At 37.9% G+C, this 25,553-nt stretch carries 28 protein-coding genes; 17 read left to right on the top strand and 11 right to left on the bottom strand.

What is annotated here, in order from left to right; translation table 11 throughout:
- The 3 genes from ACFQZ1_RS00330 to ACFQZ1_RS00320 all read left to right on the top strand — a co-directional run.
- On the top strand, positions 1 to 539 hold a 539-nt coding region (locus tag ACFQZ1_RS00330; protein ID WP_377880117.1), incomplete at its 5' end, for an RNA-guided endonuclease InsQ/TnpB family protein.
- 419 nt (positions 540 to 958) lie between these two features.
- On the top strand, positions 959 to 1,108 hold the full coding sequence (locus ACFQZ1_RS00325; RefSeq protein WP_377880116.1) for an FbpB family small basic protein: 150 nt from the start codon (positions 959 to 961) through the stop codon (positions 1,106 to 1,108).
- 141 nt (positions 1,109 to 1,249) lie between these two features.
- Complete coding sequence (locus ACFQZ1_RS00320) at positions 1,250 to 1,603, top strand: YxeA family protein (RefSeq protein WP_377880115.1); 354 nt, start codon at positions 1,250 to 1,252, stop codon at positions 1,601 to 1,603.
- A gap of 16 nt (positions 1,604 to 1,619) precedes the next feature.
- On the opposite strand, the gene ACFQZ1_RS00315 is transcribed toward ACFQZ1_RS00320, so the two are convergent.
- A complete protein-coding gene (locus ACFQZ1_RS00315; RefSeq protein ID WP_377880113.1) occupies positions 1,620 to 2,081 on the bottom strand; it encodes a 2-thiouracil desulfurase family protein in 462 nt (153 codons plus the stop codon).
- A gap of 146 nt (positions 2,082 to 2,227) precedes the next feature.
- Here ACFQZ1_RS00315 and ACFQZ1_RS00310 point away from each other — a divergent pair, with 146 nt between their 5' ends.
- Entirely contained in the window at positions 2,228 to 3,118 is an 891-nt protein-coding gene (locus ACFQZ1_RS00310; RefSeq protein WP_377880112.1) for a helix-turn-helix domain-containing protein, read from the top strand.
- Between the two features lie 17 nt (positions 3,119 to 3,135).
- Here the strand turns inward: ACFQZ1_RS00310 and ACFQZ1_RS00305 are convergent, their stop codons facing one another.
- The 3 genes from ACFQZ1_RS00305 to ACFQZ1_RS00295 all read right to left on the bottom strand — a co-directional run bounded on the left by ACFQZ1_RS00305 (position 3,136) and on the right by ACFQZ1_RS00295 (position 6,157).
- Entirely contained in the window at positions 3,136 to 4,386 is a 1,251-nt protein-coding gene (locus ACFQZ1_RS00305; RefSeq protein WP_377880111.1) for an MFS transporter, read from the bottom strand.
- Positions 4,387 to 4,543: 157 nt separating this feature from the next.
- Positions 4,544 to 5,023 (bottom strand): GyrI-like domain-containing protein, encoded by a 480-nt coding sequence (locus ACFQZ1_RS00300; RefSeq protein WP_377880110.1) that lies wholly within the window; start codon positions 5,021 to 5,023, stop codon positions 4,544 to 4,546.
- A gap of 144 nt (positions 5,024 to 5,167) precedes the next feature.
- Positions 5,168 to 6,157 (bottom strand): NAD(P)/FAD-dependent oxidoreductase, encoded by a 990-nt coding sequence (locus tag ACFQZ1_RS00295; RefSeq protein WP_377880109.1) that lies wholly within the window; start codon positions 6,155 to 6,157, stop codon positions 5,168 to 5,170.
- Between the two features lie 656 nt (positions 6,158 to 6,813).
- Here ACFQZ1_RS00295 and ACFQZ1_RS00290 point away from each other — a divergent pair.
- From ACFQZ1_RS00290 to ACFQZ1_RS00265, 6 genes are all read left to right on the top strand, one after another.
- Positions 6,814 to 8,022, top strand: coding sequence for an NAD(P)/FAD-dependent oxidoreductase (locus ACFQZ1_RS00290; RefSeq protein ID WP_336482472.1), 1,209 nt, complete (start codon positions 6,814 to 6,816; stop codon positions 8,020 to 8,022).
- A 380-nt stretch (positions 8,023 to 8,402) separates the two neighbouring features.
- Complete coding sequence (locus ACFQZ1_RS00285; RefSeq protein WP_377880108.1) at positions 8,403 to 8,897, top strand: NUDIX domain-containing protein; 495 nt, start codon at positions 8,403 to 8,405, stop codon at positions 8,895 to 8,897.
- 21 nt (positions 8,898 to 8,918) lie between these two features.
- Positions 8,919 to 9,236, top strand: a complete 318-nt coding sequence (locus tag ACFQZ1_RS00280) for a YuiB family protein (protein WP_377880107.1) — start codon at positions 8,919 to 8,921, stop codon at positions 9,234 to 9,236.
- A 142-nt stretch (positions 9,237 to 9,378) separates the two neighbouring features.
- On the top strand, positions 9,379 to 10,005 hold the full coding sequence (locus tag ACFQZ1_RS00275) for a 3D domain-containing protein (protein ID WP_377880106.1): 627 nt from the start codon (positions 9,379 to 9,381) through the stop codon (positions 10,003 to 10,005).
- Between the two features lie 89 nt (positions 10,006 to 10,094).
- A complete protein-coding gene (locus tag ACFQZ1_RS00270) occupies positions 10,095 to 10,475 on the top strand; it encodes a DUF309 domain-containing protein (RefSeq protein ID WP_377880105.1) in 381 nt (126 codons plus the stop codon).
- A gap of 62 nt (positions 10,476 to 10,537) precedes the next feature.
- Positions 10,538 to 12,022: a leucyl aminopeptidase gene (locus ACFQZ1_RS00265; protein WP_377880104.1), complete on the top strand. Its 1,485-nt coding sequence runs from the start codon at positions 10,538 to 10,540 to the stop codon at positions 12,020 to 12,022.
- A gap of 73 nt (positions 12,023 to 12,095) precedes the next feature.
- On the opposite strand, the gene cdaS is transcribed toward ACFQZ1_RS00265, so the two are convergent.
- Positions 12,096 to 12,701 (bottom strand): sporulation-specific diadenylate cyclase CdaS, encoded by a 606-nt coding sequence (cdaS, locus tag ACFQZ1_RS00260; RefSeq protein WP_377880103.1) that lies wholly within the window; start codon positions 12,699 to 12,701, stop codon positions 12,096 to 12,098.
- 156 nt (positions 12,702 to 12,857) lie between these two features.
- Here cdaS and ACFQZ1_RS00255 point away from each other — a divergent pair, with 156 nt between their 5' ends.
- Positions 12,858 to 14,582, top strand: coding sequence for a phospho-sugar mutase (locus ACFQZ1_RS00255; protein ID WP_377880102.1), 1,725 nt, complete (start codon positions 12,858 to 12,860; stop codon positions 14,580 to 14,582).
- 345 nt (positions 14,583 to 14,927) lie between these two features.
- Positions 14,928 to 15,812 (top strand): UTP--glucose-1-phosphate uridylyltransferase GalU, encoded by an 885-nt coding sequence (galU, locus tag ACFQZ1_RS00250; protein WP_377880101.1) that lies wholly within the window; start codon positions 14,928 to 14,930, stop codon positions 15,810 to 15,812.
- Between the two features lie 85 nt (positions 15,813 to 15,897).
- On the opposite strand, the gene ACFQZ1_RS00245 is transcribed toward galU, so the two are convergent.
- On the bottom strand, positions 15,898 to 16,491 hold the full coding sequence (locus ACFQZ1_RS00245; protein WP_377880100.1) for a biotin transporter BioY: 594 nt from the start codon (positions 16,489 to 16,491) through the stop codon (positions 15,898 to 15,900).
- A 50-nt stretch (positions 16,492 to 16,541) separates the two neighbouring features.
- Positions 16,542 to 17,285 carry a DUF3298 and DUF4163 domain-containing protein gene (locus ACFQZ1_RS00240; RefSeq protein WP_377880099.1) on the bottom strand — a complete coding sequence of 248 codons (744 nt, stop codon included), beginning with the start codon at positions 17,283 to 17,285 and terminating at the stop codon, positions 16,542 to 16,544.
- 94 nt (positions 17,286 to 17,379) lie between these two features.
- Here ACFQZ1_RS00240 and ACFQZ1_RS00235 point away from each other — a divergent pair, with 94 nt between their 5' ends.
- A complete protein-coding gene (locus ACFQZ1_RS00235; RefSeq protein ID WP_377880098.1) occupies positions 17,380 to 17,757 on the top strand; it encodes a hotdog fold thioesterase in 378 nt (125 codons plus the stop codon).
- Between the two features lie 95 nt (positions 17,758 to 17,852).
- Here ACFQZ1_RS00235 and ACFQZ1_RS00230 read toward each other — a convergent pair whose 3' ends face one another.
- Both ACFQZ1_RS00230 and ACFQZ1_RS00225 read right to left on the bottom strand, forming a co-directional pair.
- Entirely contained in the window at positions 17,853 to 19,229 is a 1,377-nt protein-coding gene (locus ACFQZ1_RS00230) for a glycine--tRNA ligase (protein WP_377880097.1), read from the bottom strand.
- 647 nt (positions 19,230 to 19,876) lie between these two features.
- The gene (locus ACFQZ1_RS00225) at positions 19,877 to 20,560 is read right to left on the bottom strand and encodes a DNA alkylation repair protein (RefSeq protein ID WP_377880096.1); all 684 of its coding nucleotides are present in this window, start codon (positions 20,558 to 20,560) and stop codon (positions 19,877 to 19,879) included.
- 143 nt (positions 20,561 to 20,703) lie between these two features.
- On the opposite strand from ACFQZ1_RS00225, the gene ACFQZ1_RS00220 reads away from it, so the two are divergent.
- A complete protein-coding gene (locus ACFQZ1_RS00220; RefSeq protein WP_377880095.1) occupies positions 20,704 to 21,192 on the top strand; it encodes a hypothetical protein in 489 nt (162 codons plus the stop codon).
- A 117-nt stretch (positions 21,193 to 21,309) separates the two neighbouring features.
- Here ACFQZ1_RS00220 and ACFQZ1_RS00215 read toward each other — a convergent pair whose 3' ends face one another.
- Positions 21,310 to 22,635, bottom strand: a complete 1,326-nt coding sequence (locus tag ACFQZ1_RS00215) for an ArsB/NhaD family transporter (protein ID WP_377880094.1) — start codon at positions 22,633 to 22,635, stop codon at positions 21,310 to 21,312.
- A 330-nt stretch (positions 22,636 to 22,965) separates the two neighbouring features.
- On the opposite strand from ACFQZ1_RS00215, the gene kapD reads away from it, so the two are divergent.
- Complete coding sequence (gene kapD, locus ACFQZ1_RS00210; protein WP_377880093.1) at positions 22,966 to 23,589, top strand: 3'-5' exonuclease KapD; 624 nt, start codon at positions 22,966 to 22,968, stop codon at positions 23,587 to 23,589.
- A gap of 59 nt (positions 23,590 to 23,648) precedes the next feature.
- Here kapD and kapB read toward each other — a convergent pair whose 3' ends face one another.
- Complete coding sequence (gene kapB, locus ACFQZ1_RS00205) at positions 23,649 to 24,032, bottom strand: kinase-associated lipoprotein KapB (RefSeq protein WP_377880092.1); 384 nt, start codon at positions 24,030 to 24,032, stop codon at positions 23,649 to 23,651.
- A 227-nt stretch (positions 24,033 to 24,259) separates the two neighbouring features.
- On the opposite strand from kapB, the gene ACFQZ1_RS00200 reads away from it, so the two are divergent.
- Positions 24,260 to 24,436 carry a hypothetical protein gene (locus tag ACFQZ1_RS00200; RefSeq protein ID WP_377880091.1) on the top strand — a complete coding sequence of 59 codons (177 nt, stop codon included), beginning with the start codon at positions 24,260 to 24,262 and terminating at the stop codon, positions 24,434 to 24,436.
- Positions 24,437 to 24,621: 185 nt separating this feature from the next.
- A complete protein-coding gene (locus ACFQZ1_RS00195) occupies positions 24,622 to 25,173 on the top strand; it encodes a superoxide dismutase family protein (RefSeq protein ID WP_377880090.1) in 552 nt (183 codons plus the stop codon).
- Positions 25,174 to 25,553 lie beyond the last annotated feature (380 nt).

Below are 25,553 nucleotides of genomic sequence, written 5' to 3'. Positions count from 1 at the left end.
AGTATGCCGTTCTTTCTAATGGTTCAGAGTTTGAAAACCCTAGATTTCTCCGTGAAAAAGAAAAACAACTAAAGAAAGCACAGCGAAAACTTTCTAAGAAGAAAAAAGGTTCTGCTAACTTCATAAAACAAGTCGAGCGCGTTCGCAAGCTACATGAAAAAGTAGCGAACCAACGCAGAGATTTTCTTCATAAACTAAGTTACAATCTAGCGAAAGATTATTCCGTTATCGTTGTAGAAAATCTAAACATTCGAAACATGGTTGGAAACAGAAAATTATCAAAGTCTATTTCTGATGCAGGGTGGGGAATGTTTCGAAACATGCTTGCTTACAAATGCGAAAATCATGGCGGTGTACTCATCAAAGTAGAACCAAGGTATACTTCACAAGACTGTTCTTTTTGTGGGAATCGTGTGAAGAAGTCTCTCTCTATTCGTACTCACATTTGTACAAAGTGTGGAACGGTATTGGATAGAGACTATAACGCGAGCCGGAACATCTTACAAAAAGGATTAGAAGAATTGCTTATAACAAACTAAAGTCTACAAACTGTAGGGCAAGGTTATGTCCGAACAGTATAATCTACGCCTGAGGAGACTGTGTAAGACGCAGTGGGACACCCCACTATGCAACGGTCTATGAAACAGGAAGCCCCTTCTTCAATCAGATCGTAAGGTGGATAAGGAGGGGTTATTCACTAGAATGTGTATTCCATACATGATTAGCTAACATGATGTTTTTGCAAAAAATTTCAGATGATTAACAGTAACTTGTAAAAAATGATTTTTCACAGAAAGTTCAAATAAATAACATTTGAAAAACTAAAAGTTGTAGTATTATTTAGGTAAGTCGAACTTTTCGACAAATTAAGACAAATTTTTTATAAAGCGTGAGAAGTTTTGTGGTTATATTTTTCATTCTATATCTTTGAAGCCAAAGAAAATAAGGAGGAATGATTATGACAAATAAACACCGTAAGTTACTCAGTAAATCATTTAAAGAATTAGTGCAAGAAAATAAACAAAAGATACTTAACGATAAACAAGAGTTGGAAAGAATTGAACAAAGAATTGAACAACGTTATATAATTACAAAACCAGCCTCATAACGGCTGGTTTTTTCATTTATGAAATTGTTATACAAGTTGTAAATTACAAAAGTGTAATGTTTATGTCATGTTCTTAAATTTTACCTTTTGCAAAAACGCATTATGATAGCGATATAATAAAACGCACACGAGGTGAATGATGTGAAGCGACATATTGCACTTTTTAGTATTCTAGTCGTAGTTACAACGATGTTAGCTGGTTGTAACTTTAACCGTATGGGGAAAGATCAATACTATGTTCAAATTACAGCTGATGGACTAGAGAAAAATGAAAAAGCTGATAATGGTACGCCATTTAAATTATTTGAATATAAATTATCAGGATTTGATGAAGGCGGTAAAGAAAAAACAATGGAATTTACAGCTCCGAAAAATCTTCGCAAGGAAGCATTTTTACGCGTATATTACTCTGATAAAAAAGGTGTAACGTCTTGGGAAGAAGTAAAGAAAGATGATCTTCCAGCAAAAGCGAAAAAAAAGTTAGGTGTGAAATAAGGGGATAGCTGAAAAGCTATCTCCTTATTTTTTTTACAAAATCGTCTTCCGAAATAACCGTAAAACCGTATCGTCTGAATAATGCAGTTGTAACACCGTAACCATCTTGTTTTTCACCATTAAATTCACCTGTATAAATGACGGAACTTCCGCAAGATGGACTGCGTTCTTTCAAAATTATATATTCTGGGTTTAAATCTTTGATTTGATTCAATGCTTCATAAGCACCCGCAATAAAGATTTCCGTTACGTCATTTCCGTTTTGGTCTATTACTTTTGCAGTTCCGTTCAATACATCGTCACCGTTTCCACCGACAATTTCAGCTGGTGTACGAGGTGTTGGCAATCCGCCTAATACTTCCGGACAAATAAGAATCGTTTCTTCTTTTTCTAGAAGTTCTTGAATCTTTGTAACGAGATTATCATTTCCGTCATAACGACAAGCAATTCCTGCTAAACATGCACTGATTACGATCATGTTTTCACCTCAGTTTGATGAATTTACTTCTATCATACAACAAAATCTTTCGCCACTTTTATGTTTTTCCTCTTATTTATAAAGTGAAACTTCCATCGGTGGGGGTTTTACTGCCGCGTTAATGCGGGACAAACAGGGGGATAAGCATGAGTAAATTGTATACGTTAATGAGAGAATATAGCGAGTTTCAAAGTAAACAAGAGTTTAATATATATCAACAGCGAATTTTAGCGCGCTATCAAGCTCATATGAATAAAACAGATTTTCTCGTAATCCGTTTGTTAGGAAGGTATGCGATAAACGAAAAGCAAAAAACGGTTGGTGTTGCATGTCCGTTAATGGAAACAATTGCAGTGAAATTAGGGAAAAGTATACGAACTGTACGCCGTTCTGTCGCAAAGCTTGAGCAGCTTAGTATTATTAAACGTGTGTTTACAAAGGAAAGATATAAGCGCGGGAGATATAGTGCGAATTTGTATGTGTTTTGTAAACGGGCAGTTGACCGCATGAGTGACCGTATGCAAATGACCGCATGTGAAAGTGGCGAGAGTGCAGGAGAGTGTAAGAAGGAGCAGGTGAATGAGGAAACGGAAACTAGTGTTTATGAAAACAATTTAAAGATACAACAGAAAATAAAAACGTATGATATGGACGAAACGTATTGTCGTCATGATATTCCAGTGCAATTTGTAGATGCGATTTCACCAATGTCACGTCATCCGCAAACAATTAATTTTGCTTGGAGTAAAGTGGAACTCGCTTATAAAAAGAGCGGTTTATTTGAGCTAGGGTTGTTGTGGGAACAGATTATGAAGCATGCTGATATACAAATGCAAATCATTCGGCGGACAAAAAGTGTTATAAGGGCGTATAAGTACGGTGAGATTCGCAAAGATTTTGGTGCACTTTTATATGGTACGATGCAGGCGTTATTTTTAGATGTCGCATTAGAGTGGGGGGCGGCAGTGAGGAGGAACAGCGGGATTGTTTTATATAATCCATTTGAAAGTGAAAAAAGAAAAGAGTCATGCTTATGAAGCATAACTCTCTACTTTTAATCAAATTTTCGTACAATCGGAACGCGAATTGCGATAAATAACACAAATAGAATGACAGCAATTGCACCACTTTTCATAATCGTGACAATCGGTATCCCGGCAGCTAATGCAAGTGAGGTAAGGGCATAAGAAATAGGGATAAAGCCCATCGACGATAACATGAGTAAACTCATAACTCGGCCCATCATTTCTTCCTTCACAGTTGATTGAATCATGGCCATTAACGGTACGATGGCCATTGCGATTGCAATGCCGTAAAAGCAGCCTGCCAGAACTGCTTGCCAAAGTGTTGTACTAAAGTTAATAGATAAGAAGAAAACACCGGATAGCAGCATCATAATAATGCAAAATAAACCGCGTCGCCGATTAATATTTCGCAGCCCGACGATAACTGCACCAATGGCCATTCCCCCGCCAACAGCAGCTTCTAAGTAACTAAAGTGGAGCGAGTCACCGTGCAGTACATCTTTAATGAACAGCGGAAAACCGACTTGCATCGGTCCGATTAAAAATAAATTCAAAAAGGCGCTGCAAATAAGAAACGTTGATAAAAATGGTGATTCTTTCACATAAAGGATGCCTTCTTTAATAGAAGTGAACATGCCTTTGTTTTGGTTTGTTTCTTCTTGCACTGTACTTGTGTGAACTTTTTGGATGAGTATGGCAGCAATAAGTAATAATAAAATCGCTATCGCAAAGATTGTTTCATAATTACTGAATTTAATTAGTATCCCGCCAAGGACAGGACCAAGAATAACAGATGCTTGGTTTGTCATTTGCGTGAGTGAATTTGCTTGTGTAAGGCGGTGCTTCTCTACGAGATCCGGTAAGATAGAGCCATCAGCTGACCAGAAAAAGGCATCAGCTAAACCAAAGAAGAGCGCAAAGAAAGCAAATGTGTATAATGTAACGTGCCCAATGATGAACCAAATGAGAATGATCGTTACAAGAAGCGCGCGCACAATATTAGAATAAAACATGATGTTCTTTTTGGGGAATTTGTCTGCAACGGCTCCGCCGATAATCATGAAGATCAGGCGTGGAACACTAAGGGCAACAAATACAACTCCAAGTGATGCTTCTAAGTTTAATGTTTTTGCTATGTACCACGTTTGCGAAAACGTAAAAAATGCTAAGGCAAAGCTTGAACATAGGGTAGCGCCCCAAAGAAACAGGAAGTTTGTATTTTTTAATAAAGGCGTTCCCATTTCTTTTACAGCAAGTTTACTTTTATGTAATTCCTCCATATGAATCCCTTTCTGTCATATGTCTTTTTATCTTTGTTAACAGTTTCTAATCTTTCTATACAGATACTTTTCATTGTATTCAAAAAAGCGGAATTTGCCTAGCAGATTGTTGAAGCATAAAAATAAGAAGGTGCCGAGGCATCTTCTTATTTATACTTTAAACTAATGCAATATAAATATCAACTTGTGCATCATCTGGATCGAAAGTTCGTTCATCGTACAGCTCGAAATCTGTTGTGAATGCACGGTTGTTTTCTTTTGACCATTTCCAAATGTCTTGCCATGTTTCTGCGATAATTTCTGATAATGGGCCTTTGCGAGTTGTAAATACAGCATATGTCGCGGCAGGTATAGTGAGTGCTGTCATATTTTTCGGTGTATCACCATCAGTGGAAACTGGAATCCCGATTGTATACGTGTAGTTACCTGTTTCATCGGATTCATAGTTTGAATATAGTGCCATCGTTTCTGTTTGTGTAGCTTTATTTGGAATGTGATGGGTGATTTGTTCTTGGAAGTATTGTGTCCATAGATGAGGGATTTTTCCATCTCTGGACATTTCAATTTCGTTGTTTGTAGTAATGGAAATACCGGTGGCTTGAAAAGCTTCTTTTTTCACAATTGTAGGTTGAATCATCGTATCATCCTCCTCGTTCTGGAACAAATGTTCCGTTTTAATTATACCATAATTATCCAAAGAGAAGATACTTCGAAATGGTTATTTCTTCATAAAAAGAACTCCTTTCCATTAGAAAGGAGTTCTTCAACGTATCTATTTCAATTAAAACATACTAGAACTATGCATTGGTTGCAGTTTCGCATTTGGATCGAAGTACGCTTTTGCATTGTTTACTGCTGTTGGAGCTTCGCCAAAGCCGCATGCAATCAGTTTTACTTTTCCTTCGTATGTGCAAATATCACCAGCTGCGTAAATGCCAGGGATGTTTGTTTCCATTTTGGAGTTTACAACGATGCTGTTCTTTTGAATATCTAAACCCCAGTCTTTAATTGGACCAAGAGAAGAGACGAAGCCGTAGTTTACAATCACATCATCAACATCAATAACAATCTTTTCTTCTGTTTTCACATGTTGAAGTACAACTTGTTCAATTTTCTCTTTACCGATTAGTTCAGCCGGAACGTATGGTGTTTTGACTTGTGCGCGAGAGTTCATTAACGTTTCAACGCTATGCTCATGTGCGCGGAATTTATCACGACGGTGAACAATTGTTACTTCTTCTGCGATTGGTTCTAACATCATTGTCCAGTCTACCGCAGAGTCGCCGCCACCAAACACGACAACGCGTTTGCCAGCAAATTTATTCATATCCTCAACGAAATAGTGTAAGTTTGCTTTTTCGAATTTCTCTGAACCTTCTAATTCTAAACGGCGTGGTTGGAACGCACCATTTCCAGCTGTAATGATAACCGATTTAGAGTAGTGAGTTTCTTTACTTGTTACAAGCTTGAACACGCCATCTGCTTGTTTTTCCAACGTTTGAACAGCTTCTTCTAAGCAAACAGTTGGTTCGAACTTGCTCATTTGTTCTTTTAAGTTGTTAATGAGTTCTTGTGCACGAATTTTAGGAAAACCTGCGATATCATATATGTATTTTTCAGGATATAATGCAGATAATTGACCACCGAGTTGTGGCAAGCTTTCGATAATTTTTACGCTTGCTTGTCTCATACCGCCATAAAAAGCTGTGAATAATCCAGTTGGGCCTCCACCAATAATAGTGATGTCGTATACCTTTTGATTTTCTGTCACTGTTTACTCCCCCTATAATTAGGAAATTTTTCGTGATTCTCCTATATACACTCGTATGTATGTTATACGGCACTTCTGTGAACGGAGTGCAAGGGCACTCAAGACAAATAATATCATATTTTATAAAAAAAATCGTTAGAAAACGACTGAATTGTGTATACGATTTGTATAGACCTGTTAGAAAAGAATATCCAAATAAGTGAAGTATACAATTTTTGGTAATTATAACCATTTGCGATTGGTTAAATAAAATTATAGATTATGGTTCCGTATTTGAAGGTGAAAAGGCTGTAATTGTTCGTTACATGCTGAGCAAATAAGGGGATGTCAAAAAACGTAAAAAGACCTCGTTATTTTAAAATATTGATAATTCTACAACTGCTTGAAAAGTAAAGAGAAAACGAATAATATAGGAAAGTGAATGTATTAATTTTTTGTGACAAATTTCGTAACATTTTTTAAACTTAATTTTTTTATTTTGTCTAGATTGTGAAAAAGTCTACATTCTTAGCATTTAAATAGTTTTAGCATTATTTTTATTATTTTTACTATCTATATAAAGAAGATTAATTTTTTTATTTTGTCTAGATTGTGAGAAATTCTACATTCTTAGCATTATTTTTACTATCTATATAAAGAAGAGGGTTGTGATTAGGGTGAAGAAGCCAAAAATCGTGGTTCTAGGTGCAGGTTATGGCGGAATGATTACTACTGTTCGTCTGCAAAAAACATTATCTGTAAGTGAAGCTGAAATCACATTAGTAAATAACAACAGCTATCATTATCAAGCAACTTGGTTACATGAAAGTGCAGCTGGTACGTTGCATCATGACAAAGTTCGCTTAGACATCAAAGATGTAATCGACACAAATAAAGTAAACTTCGTACAAGACACAGTTGTAGAAATTAAAGCAGCTGAAAAGCGCGTTATTTTAAAGAATGGCGAGCTAGAGTATGATTACTTAGTAATCGGTCTTGGTTTCGAATCTGAAACGTTTGGTATTAAAGGATTAAAAGAGCATGCATTCTCTATCGCTAACATTAATGCAACTCGTCAAATCCGTGAGCATATGGAGTACATGTTCTCTCTATATGCTTCAGAAAAACGTGACGAGTTAGTTACAATCGTTGTCGGTGGTGCTGGATTTACAGGTATCGAGTATGTAGGTGAACTTGCAAACCGTATTCCTGAGCTTTGCAAAGAGTACGATGTTCCTCGTGAAAAAGCACGCATCATCTGTGTTGAGGCTGCTCCAACAGCGCTTCCTGGTTTCGATCCAGAGCTAGTTGAGTACGCTGTAAAACAATTAGAGAAAAAAGGTGTAGAATTCCGCATCGGTACAGCAATTAAAGAAGGAACTGAAGAAGGTATTCTTGTTGCAAACGGTGACGATGTAGAATTACTGAAATCTGCAACTGTAGTTTGGGCTGCAGGTGTTCGCGGTAACGGTATTGTAGAAGAGTCTGGCTTTGAAGCAATGCGCGGCCGTGTAAAAGTGGACGAGTACATGCATGCTCCAGGTCATGAAGAAGTATTCATGGTTGGTGATGCAGCGTTAATCATTAACGAAGAAATTAACCGTCCATACCCACCAACAGCACAAATTGCAATTCAACAAGGTTACAACATTGCACATAACTTAGCTGTTCTTGTTCGTGGTAAAGGTGAAATGCAGAAGTTTGTATTTGATAACAAAGGTTCTGTATGTTCATTAGGTCATGATGATGCAATGGGCGTTGTAATGGGCAAAAAATTAACTGGTTGGAAAGCTTCATTCATGAAGAAAGTAATTGATAACCGTTACCTATTCATGCTTGGCGGACCTTTATTAGTTCTTAAAAAAGGTAAATTAAAATTATTTTAATATGTAACCATAAGCAGAAATGGCGATAAGCTGTTTCTGCTTTTTTATTTTTAGTTTGATTTTGCTGTTTTACTAGTTGTTTCAATAAGATCGATATTTGCTTGAAAATCCTATTAAAAAGACAGCGGTTACTCCTACTAATAATGAATCAGTTATATATTCGCCTTTTTTGATATACCTCAAGTTTATTTTACTGAATATCCTAAAGATTATAAAGTGCTTTTTTACAATGGACACACATTTCTCAACATTCTCCTTTTGAAGGTTTTATCCCGCTATTCGCGGGCAGTAAGACCCCCACTGACGGAAGTTTCACTTTATAGTATAATGAAAGAAAAGAATGAATATTCTGTTCGTTTAATTGGAAGGGGTTTGCAGCGATGAGTAAACGAGGAAAGGTATGGATAGCAGTAAGTGGTCTCGTTATCACAGAAGATGGAAGATGGCTTGTCGTTAAGAAGAAGTATGGTGGATTAAAAGGGAAATGGTCATTGCCTGCTGGTTTTGTGAATGAAGGAGAAACAATTGATCAAGCGGTGCAACGTGAAGTATTGGAAGAAACAGGAATTGAAACAAGTGTAAAAGGAATAATGGGTGCACGATCTGGCGTTATACGCGGTGAGATTAGTGATAATATGATCATTTTTCTCTTGGAGCCAAAAGGAGAAGACATTGTCATTCAAGAGCGAGAATTGTATGAAGGAGCGTTCGTATTTCCAGAGGATATTGTAAATGATGAAAATACCTCAGTTTTAATTCGTTATTTATTAGAAGCGATGCCGGCTCCGCTTTTAAAAATGGACGAGACATTAAATCCAGGGGAACAGTTCGGTTATACGGTATATAACGTTTTTGTAGGGAGTGTAAAACGATAAGTAAGAAAGGATGAAGAAATCATGAGCATACCTGTTTTATTAATTTCGATGATGTTATTTTTAGTCTTATTTTTTGGAATTGGTTTTTTATTAAATATGATTTTACGAGCAACATGGGTGATGGTCGTTGTATATCCGCTTATTTGTGTGTTTATTATTGATAAAGTCAATTTCTTCGATTACTTTGTACAGCCGAAAAAAGCATTCTCTTTATTAGGAACAAGTTTTCTTCATCTTGGACAAGCTGATATTATGATTTTATCAACTGGCTTAGTTGGTGCAGCTTTATCTGGTGTTGTGATTAAATCATTACGTCAACGTGGATATCAAATGTTTTGAAGCTCCTTTCGTAGGGGCTTTTTTTTTAGAGATGTCTAGCTTCAGCGCTTTTTGAGGCTAAGCAGGGCGCTTACGCTTTTCTTGTGAGTATTTTCTTCATCAGTTGGGGAACAATAATGATGAAGGAGTGTGGAAAATAAAAATGATAAAACGATATAGCATTCGCATGATGATGGTTTGTTTATTTTTAGCTGCATTATGTGTAACTTGGCAAGCTGTGTCAGGAATTTCTCTTTCTGAAATGATTCATATGTATAAGAAAAATGAAGTGAAAGAAGTACACGCAGCTGAACAGGACAAGCGGGCAATTCCAAGTACGGAGGTCATTCGTGCTCTCGAGAGTGCAAAGGATTGGTCAAAATATCGTTCGATGGAAGTTACGGCAACAGGATATACAGCAGGTAGGGAGTCAACTGGGAAGACAAAAGGACATCCTGAGTACGGGATTACATATTCCGGTGTGAAAGTAAAGCGGGATTTATATTCGACAATCGCGGCTGATTTGCGAGTATTCCCGATTGGAACGATTTTGTTTGTTCCTGGCTACGGCTACGGTGTTGTAGCAGATAAAGGCGGTGCGATTAAAGGGAATCGCCTTGATTTATATTATGAAACTGTGCGAGATGTATATAATCAATGGGGAAAGAAAAAATTGAATGTTTACATTGTGAAAATGGGAAATGGAAAACTTACTGAACAAGATTTAACACTTTTAAATGAAGATGAAACAATGCAAGTGTTTCGCGGACAATATTTAAATGAACGATAGTCTAGACGCTTATAGCGCTGGACTTTTTTTTATTCTCTTGCAATCATAAGATGAAATGAAGGAAAAAACGCAGCGAAGGGAGAGAAATAATGGAAGACTATCCTTTAGCGTATTATGAGTTTTTCATAAAGTATAACGAAGGTGATTATTATACGTGTCATGACTTATTGGAAGAAATGTGGCTCGAAGACCGGGGGAATTTGTTTTTAAAAGGTTTATTGCAAATGGTAGTCGCTCAGTATCATTATAGCTATGGAAATATAAAGGGAGCACGAATGATGATGGAAGTAGCAGAAGAGTATTTAACTCCATATTGTCCTGTTTATTGGAATTTGAATGTTGAAAAGGTCGTACACTTTATTCAATTGTGTCGCAAAATTTTACCGAAAGAGATAAATCGAATTCCATACGAGCAAGTGCAGAATTTCCCGCAGCTCCCAGAGTTTATTTTATATATGGAAGAAGTTTGAATTGTCGCATTTTCACGAAAATAAAGCTATAATAGAAGCAGAAAAAATCTGGGGGTGCTAGCATGTTTCAAGTACAAAAAGAACTAGCAAGTCATGAAGCGGTAGTTGTAGCTTTATTTGAAGATGAGGTAATGAGTAGTTTTGTAAAAGAATTAGATCAAGCGTTTGGTGGACATGTACAAGTGCTATTAGACGAAAAAGAAATTTCTCCGAAGAAAAAAGTGATTTCTAAAGTACATAGCTTAGGGAAAACAAATGTAAAGCGTTACTATTTTGTTGGTCTTGGCAAAAAAGACAGATGTACAACAGAAACATTGCGCGGTGCACTTGGAAAGTTAGCGAAAACGTTACACGGTGCAAAAGTAAAAAATGTCGCATTTGTATTGGATTCATTCGTTACTAAAAAAATGGATGCAATTGATGTAGCGCATATTGCAGCAGAAACTTATTTACTTGGTACATATGAGTTAGTAACATATAAAACGGATAAAAAAGAAGCGCATCAATTAGAAAGCTTTGTTGTTGTTACAGAAGAAGATCCGCAAGAGATTGAAGCAGCATTAACGGTTGGTTATGTACATGGACGTGCTACAAACTCTGCGCGTACGCTTGTGAATTTGCCACCAAACGTATTAACGGCAACAGCTTTAGCAGACTATGCAGTTGATCTGGCAGAAAAATATGATATGGACTATAAAGTGCTTGAGAAAGAAGAGATGGAAGAGCTTGGAATGGGTGCGCTTTTGGCTGTCAACCAAGGCTCCGTAGAACCGCCAAAAATGATTGCTCTTTTATATAAAGGTAAAGAAGAGTGGACAGATGTAATTGGCTTAGTTGGTAAAGGTATTACATATGATACAGGTGGTTATTCTTTGAAACCGCGCGAAAGCATGGTTGGTATGAAAGGCGATATGGGTGGCGCAGCAGCTGTTCTTGGAGCAATGGAAATTATCGGTGAGCTTCGCCCAGAGCAAAACGTAGTTGCGATTATTCCTTCTACGGACAATATGGTGAGCGCAACTGCATTTAAACCAGATGATGTGATTACCTCAATGAGCGGTAAAACAATTGAAGTATTAAATACAGATGCAGAAGGCCGCTTAGCATTAGCTGACGGTATTACGTATGCGAAAAAGCTTGGTGCAAATTATCTTGTTGATGTTGCGACATTGACAGGCGGTATTATCGTTGCTCTTGGAAACCATACAACAGGTGCAATGACAAATAACGAAGCATTTTATGAGCAAATGTTAGAAGCAGCGATGGAAACGGATGAGCCAATTTGGCAATTACCGATTTTTGAACGTGATAAAGAGCGTGTTCGTAACAGTAAATTTGCAGATTTAAATAACTCACCAGGACGCGATGGTCATGCAATTATGGCAGGAACATTCCTTGGAGAGTTTGCAGAAGAAACACCTTGGGTGCATTTAGATATTGCAGGAACATCTGATACAAAGGGCGTACACGACTTAGGTCCAGTTGGTGGAACAGGAGCGATGGTGCGTACATTAGCAACATTTGTTGAGCGTTTTGGACAAGAGTAAGATCAGAAATTAATGCTTATAGATAATATAAAGAATGACGTGCAAGCAGATAAAAGGTTTGCACGTCATTTTTTTACAAAGAAAGAGTATATAATGTACCATCCATAGCAAAAGAAGTACGCCCAGTCTCTTCTGATACAACTAATACAAGGGCATCGCTTACTTCTGATAATCCAATCGCAGCCCGGTGTCGAGTACCTAATTTTCGTTCCTTTGTTACATGCTGCGATAACGGAAGAATGTTAGCGGCAGAAATGATATGGTTCTCCTTGATTAGTACAGCCCCGTCATGTAAAGGATTGCCTGGATAGAATATGGATTCTAATAAAGGGGACGTCAGTTGTGCAGTGAGAGGTGTTCCAGATTGAATAAAGTTATCGAGCGCGTCTTGTCGTTCAATGGCAATTAAAGCACCGTGTTTTTTTTCTGCTAGGTGTTGCATAGCTGTTGTTAAGGCGATGTAACAATCGGTAAATGGTGATAAGTATGTTTTCATATAATAAGAAGCAGCATTTGCTTGAACGTGCATGAGCATATGTTGAATTCCTTCGACTTTACATAAAATACATTCATGCTCATTATCTAAGGCTTGTTTTATTTTTGTTAATTCCACTTCAACATTTTGAATGGATTCTTTAATTTGACGTTTTAGTTTTTCTGATAGTGTCCATTCTTCCATGGTAATCCCCTTTTTGAGAAGTATTGATTCTAATCGTTAGTGTGCACAAAATGTAGAAATATAAAAGGTAAATCCTTTCTAAATGTCAAAACATATTGAGGATGGTGTAGTTTTTTTCATATAATGGGAGTATGTTAATCGAGGGGAGAGGACAACATGGATTGGAAACAAGAATATAGTCGCTGGATGTCATTTGCAAATTTAGATGCAGAACTGAAGGAACAATTAGAAGCGATGCAGCACGATGAAAAGAAAATAGAAGATAGCTTCTATAAAAACTTAGAGTTTGGTACAGGCGGTATGCGCGGTGAAATTGGTGCCGGTACAAATCGCTTGAATGTATATACAGTTCGTAAAGCGACGGAAGGATTAGCACGTTTTATTGTTAAGCAAGGGGAAGAAGCGAAAAGACGCGGTGTTGTCGTTGCTTATGATTCTCGTCATAAATCTCCTGAATTTGCAATGGAAGTTGCAGCAACACTTGGAGCACATGGTATTAAAACATATGTATTTGAAAGCTTGCGTCCAACGCCAGAGCTGTCATTTGCAGTACGTTATTTACATACAGTAAGTGGGATTGTTCTTACAGCAAGTCATAATCCTCCAGAATATAACGGATATAAAGTATACGGAGAAGATGGTGGACAGCTTCCACCGAAAGAAGCTGATGAGCTTATCGATTATGTTAATGAAGTAGAAGATGAGTTAACGGTAGCAGTTGCGGATGTGGAACAATTAAAGGCAGATGGTTTATTGCAAATAGTTGGACAAGAAGTTGATGATGCGTATGCCGAGCAGTTACAAACTGTCATCATTAACAAAGAGCTTGTACAAGAAGTTGGCAAAGACTTAAAAATTGTATTTTCACCGCTTCATGGAACATCGAACATCCCAGCGCGCCGCGGTTTAGAGGAAGCGGGTTTTACAAATGTAATGGTTGTGAAAGAACAAGAATTACCAGATCCGAATTTCTCTACAGTAAAATCACCAAATCCAGAAGAGCATGCGGCATTTGAACTTGCGATTCGCTACGGTTTGGAAGCGGATGCAGATGTGTTAATTGCGACAGATCCAGATGCAGACCGTCTTGGTGTTGCTGTTCGTGATCATAACGGTGAATATCAAGTGTTAACTGGAAACCAGACAGGTGCATTAATGCTTGATTACTTATTATCGCAAAAGAAAGAGAATGGAACATTACCAAGTAATGGTGTTGTGTTAAAGACAATTGTAACTTCTGAAATTGGTCGTACAATTGCAGAAGCATACGGTTTAGATACAGTTGATACATTAACAGGTTTTAAATTTATTGGTGAAAAAATTAGACAATACGAAGAAAGCGGACAATATGAGTTCCAGTTCGGATATGAAGAAAGCTACGGATATTTAATTCGTCCATTCTGCCGCGATAAAGATGCAGTCCAATCTGTGCTCTTTGCTTGTGAAGTAGCAGCATACTATAAATCGCAAGGAAAAACACTGTATGATGGTTTATTAGAGGTGTTTGACAAGTATGGCTATTTCCGTGAGGATCTTGTATCGCTTACGTTAAAAGGAAAAGATGGTGCGGAGAAGATTCAACAGATGATGACATCATTCCGTGAAAGTGCACCGAAAGAAGTAGCTGGTATTACAGTAACAGCGGTAGAAGACTATAAAGCAAGCGTGGCAACATCTTTGCAAGATGGTCATGTAACAGAGATTCACTTACCAAAATCAAACGTATTAAAATACCAGCTTGGTGATGGTTCTTGGTTCTGCCTACGCCCATCTGGAACAGAGCCGAAAATTAAGTTCTATTTTGGTGTAAAGAGCGATTCCCTGCAACATAGTGAAGAAAAGCTAGCAGCGATTAAAGAAGCTGTTATGAATCTTCTGTGATAAAGTGAAACTTCCATTAGTGGGGGGGCTTCATTCCCCACTGATGGAAAGCTCTCACCAATCGGGATTTTACGGGCAGTTAGCCCCCACCTATCTTCTTCGCTTCTCTCTACACCTTGAGGCGGGGGTCTTACTGCCCGCGAATAGCGGGATAAAATAGAGGTAAATAAGTGAGAGGAGAGCGGATATATACGATCTCCTCTTTTCGCTCCTAGAAAAGAAAGCGGTTTAATGAATGGATTTTTATGCTTAGAATGACAAATTTTTTATAGGACTATTAGAACATGTACATATATAATAGAAAGAGATGTTTGAGGAAATAAAACAGAAAAGAGGTTACCTTACATGAAAAAAGTAAGAAAAGCGATTATTCCTGCAGCTGGTTTAGGAACACGCTTTTTACCAGCAACAAAAGCGATGCCGAAAGAAATGCTCCCAATTGTTGATAAACCAACGATTCAATATATTGTAGAAGAAGCCGTTAAATCTGGTATTGAAGATATTATTATTGTTACAGGGAAAGGGAAACGTGCAATCGAAGATCATTTCGATAACGCGTTTGAACTTGAACAAAACTTATTAGAGAAGAAAAAGTATGAACTTCTTGAAAAAGTACAAGCTTCGTCTAAAATGGTTGATATTCACTATATTCGTCAAAAAGAGCCAAAAGGACTTGGGCATGCGGTATGGTGTGCACGTAAATTTATCGGCGATGAGCCGTTTGCAGTATTATTAGGTGATGATATTGTACAAGCTGAAAAACCATGTTTACGTCAATTAATGGATGAATATGAAAAAACACTTTCTTCTGTAATTGGTGTGCAAACAGTTCCAGAGCAGGAAACACATCGCTATGGTATTATTGATCCGCTTGAGCAAGAAGGACGTCGTTATCAAGTAAGACAATTCGTTGAGAAACCTGCACAAGGAACGGCACCATCTAATTTAGCGATTATGGGACGTTACGTGTTAACACCAGAAATTTTTATGTTCTTAGAAGAGCAGCAAATTGGAGCGGGCGGCGAAATTCAATTAACAGATGCTATTCAACGATTAAATGAAATTCAGCGTGTATTTGCATATGATTTCGAAGGAAAGCGTTATGACGTTGGAGAAAAACTAGGCTTCGTACAGACAACAATTGAAATGGCGCTTCAGCATCATGAATTAAAAGATGATATGCTTGAGATGATGAGAAAGATTTTAGAAGAACAAACAAAAGAATCATAAGATAGAAAATCCCTTAGCTAAATGGCTAAGGGATTTTTTGAATTAAGGACTTGTAAAAGCTTCAGTGCTAAACAAGGCGTTTTTCTTAAGAAACTGTAGTATGGGAATGCTGATAAGCTGAGCGGCGCACAGCGTAATAAATGCGCGGTGCAATCATTGCTCCAAGTGCAGTGAAGGCAATATCTTTTACAGCAAACCACATCATAACTTTCCAAGCGGCTGCATAGCTAATATGACCGCCTACCCAATTATTTATAGCTAAGTACATGTAAGTCGTTCCAATGATATAGACAAGAATGATTCCGACAGCAGAAGCAGTAGCAAATGTACCGAATTTTGGGTTTTTGACTTGCTCAACGATTTTCCCTGTTACATAGGCAACAATAATGAAAGCAAAAATAAATCCGCCAGTCGGGCTCAATAGGGTACTAAATCCAGCTTGAAAGCCAGCAAATATAGGTGCTCCTGCAACTCCAACCAGTGCATAAACAATCATAGATAAGGCTCCGATTCTGCTTCCAAGAAGGAGACCAGCTAAAATAGCAAAGAATGGTTGCATAGAAAGCGGAACACCTCCAACTTGTAGAAATGGTGCCCAGGATGTAATATTTGCTCCAATCGCCATAAGTGCGACAAACATTGCGGCTAAAGCTAAATCTGATGCACGAAGTTTACTCATAATGTTAACCTCTGGTTGTTTTGTAGTTAACATTATCGTACTGAATGTATCTATGCATTGTCAATTAGAATATTTTGATACTTTGGCTTTAACACCTCGCGAAGCAGCGTATAAGGAATACGAAATTGTGGAATGCCGCTTACGTACGGTGCAATTTCGTACAGCGGAAAATAAATCATGAGATGGCCTTGCTCTAAAACGTATTTGAGTTTTTTTTCGTTCATTACTTTCTCCGCAGCATCTGGGAAAAAGTTTGCTTTATTTTGCTCAATTTGTCTAACGATTTCTGTCTTAATGATTGTTTCATATTGACTATCTTTTTGAAATAAATCTGCTAAGCGAAGAGGTTTATTTTTCTCTACATCGAATGTATTTGCTTTCCATTCGTACATACCATGAGCGCCGCCTGTATATTGATAGCGATTTACATATAGGCTGAGCAATGGGAATTTATTTAAGCCTACCTTGTAGTCAACATTTGCGATATATGGATGGAACGGAGCGTCTGTCTCTTTTGATTGTTCATAATAGGTTTTCGCATCTTTTTCTAAGTTCTTTTTAAACTGGTTTGTACTTTTCTCATAATAGGTATTTAATTTCTTTTGAAATTGTTCATTAGGAATGTTATGAAATTGTGGATAATTGAGTTGATATTCAAAATAAGGATTCTTACCTTTTTGGGTCATAGTATGAATTTTAATTGTAAGGTTAGATGGTTGGGCTGCTATTGCACTTTTTGGTACAATAGCTATAGAGAAGCAAAAAAATAATATAATATATAATAGTTTCTTCATGAAATGTACCTCCATGTATTATAGACTCACTGATAGTTTGAAAAGAAATAGATAATATTATGCATTTTTTGGTAATTCGAAAGGGGATAGTCGTATGCCTAAAACATTAATGGAAGCATTAGGTATTGAATTATTAGAAATGACAGAGGAGAAGGTTGTAGCGACAATGCCAGTACACGGAAGTACGCATCAACCATTTGGCTTTTTACACGGAGGAGCATCTGTCGCTCTAGCAGAAACAGTTGCAAGTGTTGGTACATATAATTTAATTGATCAAGATAAATATTTGTGCTTTGGTCTTGAAATTAATGCAAATCATTTACATTCAAAACGAGAAGGAATTGTAACAGCAATCGGAACCCCGCTTCATAAAGGAAAGACGACAATGGTGTGGGATATTCGAATTATTGATGAAGACAATACTTTAATTTGTATTTCAAGATGTACAGTTGCAGTGAAAGCGAAAAAATAAAAACGATTGCCGATATGGGCAATCGTTTTTATTTTTCGTGCTGCATTCATATTGAGAAGAGAAAAAAACGACTGCTTCAAGCAGTCGTTTTCTCATTAAAACTGGATTTTCTTCTCTAAGAAACCTTTTAATTCGCTAATTGGCATACGTACTTGTTCCATTGTGTCACGGTCACGTACTGTAACTGCTTTGTCTTCAACAGAGTCGAAGTCGTAAGTGATACAGAATGGTGTACCGATTTCGTCTTGACGGCGGTAACGTTTACCGATAGAACCTGTTTCGTCGAAGTCCACCATGAAGTCTTTTGCAAGTTCTGCGAACACTTCTTGTGCACCTTCAGATAGCTTTTTAGAAAGCGGCAGGATTGCTGCTTTAAATGGCGCTAATGCTGGGTGGAAACGAAGAACTGTACGAGAATCGTTTTCTAATTGCTCTTCTTCGTATGCATCACATAAGAATGCTAATGTTACGCGGTCTGCGCCAAGAGATGGCTCGATGCAATATGGTACGTAACGTTCGTTTGTTTGTGGGTCTACGTAGTTGAAGTCTTCAGTAGAGTGCTCCATATGACGGTTTAAGTCAAAGTCCGTACGAGACGCGATGCCCCAAAGTTCGCCCCAGCCAAATGGAAATTTAAATTCGATATCAGTTGTTGCGTTACTGTAATGAGATAATTCTTCTTCACCGTGGTCGCGAAGACGCATGCTTTCTTCGTTCATACCAAGTGAAAGAAGCCAGTTTTTACAAGTGTTGCGCCAGAATGTGAACCACTCTAAATCGTCGCCAGGTTTGCAGAAGAATTCAAGCTCCATTTGTTCAAACTCACGCGTACGGAATGTAAAGTTACCAGGTGTAATTTCGTTACGGAAACTTTTACCGATTTGGCCGATACCGAATGGAAGTTTTTTACGCATAGAACGTTGAACGTTTTTGAAGTTTACGAAAATACCTTGTGCTGTTTCAGGACGAAGGAAAATTTCGTTTGTGCTAGATTCTGTAACACCTTGGAATGTTTTAAACATTAAGTTGAACTGGCGAATTTCTGTGAAGTCTTCGCTGCCGCAATCTGGACATTTTACTTCGTGTTCTTTCATTAATCCAGCCATTTGATCGAAAGTAAGACCATCAACGATCATTTCGATGCCTTTTGCATCTAAAGCATCTTCGATTAATTTGTCAGCACGGTGGCGCGCTTTACATTTTTTACAATCGATCATTGGGTCGTTGAAGTTTCCAACGTGGCCAGATGCTACCCAAGTTTTTGGGTTCATTAAAATTGCTGCGTCTAAACCTACGTTATACGGAGATTCTTGAATGAATTTTTTCCACCAAGCTTTTTTAACGTTGTTTTTTAATTCGATACCAAGTGGACCGTAATCCCAAGTATTTGCAAGACCGCCGTAAATTTCAGAACCAGGGAAAACAAAACCACGATGCTTTGCTAAGTTTACGATTTGTTCCATTGAAGCCATTTTCCATTCCTCCTTGAAAGGTAACGTATTGGCGATGAAAGATAGAGTAGTACTTGTGGAAGTGATTAGGAGAGCGAGCCGCTTCCGCTTTTCAATAGATCCAGCTCCAGCGGCTAGAACAGTCGGGCGTTTCGCGCCTTCCTGCGAGGTAAAAAGCACCTCTACGTCAGGAGCTCCAACGTCCTCCTGTTCTGAGCGAGCCGCTTCCGCTTTTCAATAGATCCAGCTCCAGCGGCTAGAACAGTCGGGCGTTTCGCGCCTTCCTGCGAGGTAAAAAGCACCTCTACGTCAGGAGCTCCAACGTCCTCCTGTTCTGAGCGAGCCGCTTCCGCTTTTCAATAAAAAAACGCTCGTCCCAAGGCTTATTCAGCCTAGGGACGAGCGTTTGCCCGCGGTTCCACCCTAGTTGACACACAAAATTGTATGTCCACTTTATATTGTATTGCTCGGGACTGCCTTTTTCCTTGCAGTTTCAGGCTTTCACCATCCCTGAATCGCTTCATTTTTGCAAGTACTTATTTGTCCTTCATCGCTACTATATTTAAAAAATAGATGACCATATTCTATCATGTTCTTTTCTAATTCACAATAGAGAGACATGTTTAGCGTATTATATGCAGTATTTAGTATGTAGTATAGCCCAAAATTTACTGCTCGAATACATTTTTGATATGTTTAATCGCTTCACGTTTACTAAGCGGTGCAAGATGATGTGTTTGTACGAATTCCCATACAGCTTGCGGATTTGTTTTTGCGTATTCACGAAGTACCCAGCCGATTGCTTTTTGAATGAAAAATTCTTTAGAGTGACTGAGTTGTCGGGTTAACGAGAAGAGGAGTTCCGTATCTGTTTTTTCTTTGTACTTAAGCTGGAATAAAAGGCATGTTCGCTGCAACCACATATTGTTAGACGCCATCCACTTTTGCACATATGGTTCGATTAAATGAGGATGCGCCGCCAAGATGAGGCCGACAAAATGACTTGCAAGCATATCCACAGAATCCCACCATGGTTTTGTAGTAATGAGCTCTTCTAACAGTGGTAAATGCGTTTCATTTAAATGTTTGCGATATTTATCTAATAGAGTTAAAGCGAGCATTTGGAATTCTCGTTCTGGCAATGTCCATAGTTCATGAAGAATAACAGGAAGGTCTGCTACTTTTGGTGCTTCATTGTTTTGTAGTACTTCACGAAATAACTGTTTTCGCTCTGGGGTTTGAATGCCGAGAAACGGAAAGTGATTTTTCATATAACGTTCCATTGGTTCTGCTTTTGCACAGTTGCGATGTGCTTCAAAGTGTTTTTGTAAGCTTTCGGTGAATGGATGCATATGTTCACTCCTCCTTATTCTTATTTTTTTATTTAATTGTAACGTTTTTTGGAAAAGATAAAAATTTTTTTATCCGCTTCTTAATACTTTCCGTTACGAATATATAGAAAAAGAACGGAACTGAGTTAAAAGGGGGTATTGAGATGGGTGACCAAGTTGTAATAAGTGGGACAGCGAGTGATGGGATTGTAGCCGGTTTTTTAGCGTTAGGACTTATTTTTGTTATTATCTTTTTAGTCTGGGTTGTAGCTGCTTATTTATTAACAGCATTCGCGCTGTATAACATGGCAAAAGCAGATGGATTGGAAGATGCCTTCTTTGCGTTTATTCCATTTTTAAATTGTAAAATATGGGGAGATTTAATTGGAAAGAAATTACCGCAATTTATGCAACCTCAATCCGGGTGGAAGTTATTTGGTGTGTATGTTGCCTGCTTTATTATCAGATGGATTCCATTTTTGTATACGATATCTTCAGTCCTATTGATTGTGTTAGGTATTTATATCGTATATTTACTATTAGAAAGATACACAACAAATGCAGTAATATATACGGTGCTACACGTTATTACATGTTCTATTTTTCTTCCGATTCACTTATTTGTAATTCGAAATAATGAACCGAGGTATTGAGGATAAGAAAAAAACGGAAGGGGTTTCCTTCCGTTTTTCTTATCCAGCTCCATATTTATCATATCTGGAGAGAAGACCCCCACCTCAAGCGCGAAGCGGTAGGTGGGGGTAGTTCAATTACATTAAGTAACGTACATAAATATAAATGTTCGAAATGATTAATGAAACAATTGTAATTGGGAAGCCGACCTTTAAGAATTCCATATAGCTAAAGCCATGTCCTTCGCGGTTTGCAATGCCTGCAACGATTACGTTTGCGGATGCTCCGATTAATGTTCCGTTTCCTCCTAAACAAGCACCAAGTGCTAGCGCCCACCAGAGTACATCAACTTGTGCATCAGATGGTGTTAAGCCGAGTCCGACTGCCATATCGTTAATAAGCGGGATCATTGTTGCAACGAATGGGATGTTATCAATCGTTGCAGAAGCGATGCCAGATACCCATAAGATAAGTACAGCGGCGAAGGAAATGTCACCGCCAGTTATATTTAATACTTGCTGTGCTAATGATTTAATTAAACCAATATCGATAAGACCGCCAACAAGTACGAATAAACCAGCAAAGAAGAAAATTGTAACCCATTCTACATGAGCAAATACGTCTTCAATTTCATGCTCTTTTACACCGATTAACATTAATACAGTTGCTCCTGTTAAGGCAATAACTGCTGCATCAATGTGGAAAATAGAGTGTGTCATGAATCCGATGATTGTAAGCCCCAGTACAGTTAGTGACTTTTTCATAAGCACTGGATCTTTAATGTATTGCTTTTCGTCTAGGCTCATTAATTTTTTAATTTGGATTGGATCAGCTATTAGTTGTTTTCTATATATGAAATACAGCATAACTGCTGTCACTGCAATAATGATGACTACAATTGGAGCCAAGTTTAATAAGAAAGTATTAAAATCTAAATGTTTATTTGCAGAACCAATCATAATATTTGGGGGGTCACCGATAAGTGTAGCTGTTCCACCGATATTTGAAAAAATAATTTCTGATAGTAAATACGGAACAGGATTTACTTGCAAAATACGTGTGATAGATAGTGTAACCGGTACAACGAGAAGAACCGTTGTTACATTATCTAAAAAAGCGGAGCCAACTGCAGTTAGTAAAGAAAGGATAATTAAAATACGAATTGGATTTCCTTTCGCTTTTTTAGCAGATTTAATCGCAACATATTGAAAGACCCCTGATTTGCTCGTAATGTTAACTAAAATCATCATACCGATGAGTAAGGTAATCGTTCCCCATTCAATATGCTTCGTAAAAGCGTTATGTAAATCAACCACTCCTATAATTACCATTACCGCCGCACCAAGCAGCGCGATGACAGCACGGTTAACTTTTTCAGAAATGATGATGGCATATGTAACTAAAAAGACAACAATTGCAAAATAGTATTGCCAGTTTGCAATTTCTTGTGTTGTTTCGTGCAAAAATCCCATCTCCTCTCAGTAGCTTTTCTTATTATTTGATACAACTCTGTAATAAACACAATTAAAGCCATTATAAAGTAGAAAAATGTAAGATGTAAATGAAAGCATTTATTTTGTCATATTTTCTGCATAAATGAATTGAGCTATTTTCTTGTTTTTGAAAATATTTGCTGCTATTTGACATATATATAAGATACATCTTATTGAACCAATCGGACTCTTATGAAGGCTTCTCCTTTCTCAATTAGGATTCGTGTATGTAAACGTGTTCGTGGTTATTTGTTGTGATATAATGGATGAATATGGAAGAATTTATAAGGAAGGGATCGTATGGATGAACAACAATTGTTATTTTTAGATTTTGAGTTCACGATGCCTCAGAATCGAAAAAAGCCAAAAGGATTTTTTCCGGAAATTATTGAAGTAGGAATTGTCTCGGTTGTAAATCATGTTGTAGTTGATACGTATTCTTCTTATGTAAAACCGGAAACTTTTTCATCGTTAACAGATCGGTGCAAAAAATTTTTAGGAATTCAGCAAGAAGCAGTGGACAATGGAACCTCATTTGCAACACTTGTTGAAAAACTAGCAAACTATGATAAACGTTGCAGTACAACAGTTGTAACATGGGGAAATATGGATATGAGAGTACTGAAACATAATTGCGAAGTAGCTAATATTCCGTATCCATTTGCGGGACAGTGTCGCGATTTATCGTTAGAGTATAAGCGCTTTTTTGGAGATCGCAACCAAACGGGATTATGGAAAGCTATTGAGGCGTATGGAAAGGTTGCTACAGGTAAGCATCACTGTGCGTTAGATGATGCGATGACGACATATAACATTTTTAAACTTGTTGAGAAAGATAAACAATACTTAGTAAAACCCGCTCCTCCAACGCTTGGCGAGCTTGTAGACTTTTCGAAAGTATTAAAAAAGGTAAGTGCACAATAACAGCCAAATTACAATTGTAATTGTAATTTGGCTGTTTTGTTTATTCAGCGCTACCAAATTTACAATTGATAATCATGTTTTAATTGTTCTAGCATTTGTAAGCTTCGCTTTGCAAATGGAGAGTCATCCTCTTGTAATTGTCGTATTTGTTCTGTTAATGCTGTTTGAAGCGATTCTTTATAATCAGGCACGTTCCCTTCATATCGCTTGACCATTTGCTGCGGGATATTTGTTTGTTCACGAAATGCTAAAGCGCGGCGTTCATGGAAAAAGGGTACATCAGCTTGTTTTACGTTATGTAAGTCGCCTTGCATTGGGTGTTTTACAACTGCGAGCACTTTTACAAGATAATGTTGTGGACGAACGTTTGTAATTTCGCCAATGTACTTACCTGTTTTGTAAATGCCTGTTACGACATCACCAATTTGAAATGTTTCATTCATGTTTTTCACCTCTTTCTCATAGTAAGCAATGGAAGAGAAGGAGTCAAAGGAGAAGGAAGTTTTATTTTAACTGAAAGTTCTGTATAATCGGTTGTATAAGGGAAATAAGGTGAAACTTCTATCAGTGGGGGGCTTTTATGGGCAGTTATCCCACACCTGTCTTCTTTGATTTTCTCTGAATCTTTTACTACCCGCGAATAACGGGATGAACAAAGGAGTGAAGATTTATGATGCCTTTATACTTTCCAGAAGACAAGACAGAATATATTATACCTGCTATTGTATGTGTATTATTTCTTATCGGAGCAGTTGCTACGTGGCGTATGTTTATTAAATCATCAGAACGAGAAGCAGAGAATTTAAAAGAGATGGAAAAACGTATTATGGGACAAGAGAAGCGGTAAAGCGAAACTTCCTTTTGGAGTGTTCTTCTCCAAAAGGTTAGTTAAGCCAATCGGGCTCTTATGGGCGCTTTTCCCACGAGAATTGGCTGAAGTATAGCGTCCTAAGTAACGGGATGAGTTGTTTTTGTATGTTTCCTTCTAGGCTCGGACAATATAAGAACAGAATGAGTTTGGAGGGAATACGGATGAAAAAGCAACTCATATTGGGATGTTTCGCAGCTGTTCTCTTTGCTGGATGTGCGAAAGGGAAACCGACAGAAATAGAGGTGAAGCTTTACAATGCTTCTGGAGATAAAGTTGGAACGGCTAAGGTCACTCAGCAGACAAGCGGTGTAAAGATTTCTATTAAAGCAGAAGGATTTACGCCTGGTGCACACGGAGTGCATATTCATGAAGTAGGTGAATGCAAAGCACCGGACTTTATTTCTTCTGGAAATCATTTTAGTGTCGAGAAAAAAAAGAAGCATGGATTATTGCATCCGAAAGGGTCTGAAAACGGAGATTTACCAAATGTAATTGCAGATGGTCAAGGAAAGATTAAAGCGGATCTTACTGCACCGCAAGTGTCTTTGAAAGAGGGGAAAACAACGATGCACAGAAAAGATGGTGCATCACTTATTATTACAGAAAATGCAGATGACGGGATGACACAACCAGCTGGAAATTCGGGAAAACGAATTGCATGCGGTGTGATTGTGAAAAAAGCATCGGATATAAAAAAGGAAAAAGAAAAATAAGAAAAATGTTTTAAGGCTGCCGGGAAAGTCTCGGCAGCCTTTATATATTTTGATGTTAAAATCGTCGATACAAGTTCTTGGATGCGAGCACAAAGTGTTTCAACAAAATTTGGTCCTCGTGTAAGGCAACTCATATTCGCGTGCGACATCCGCTAAGGCACGTCCTTTACAACGGTGGACAATTTCACGACGATAAGCAGCTGTCGAAGAACGAACATGGAAATTCCACTTTATAATTTTGAAATTATGAAATGATTTTATCCCGCTATTCGCGGGCAGTAAGACCCCCACCCTAAGATTGAGAGAAGCGTTGTCCAGCTCTAGCGGCTAGAATCTCCCGTCGTTTCGCCCCCTCGGACGAGGAAAAAGGCGCCTCTCTG

This window comes from Bacillus sp. CGMCC 1.60114 (assembly GCF_042676365.1).
Lineage (GTDB): Bacteria > Bacillota > Bacilli > Bacillales > Bacillaceae_G > Bacillus_A > Bacillus_A rhizoplanae_A.
Note: the sequence above shows the minus strand (reverse complement) of the source record. Positions and strands in the feature narration are given on the sequence as shown.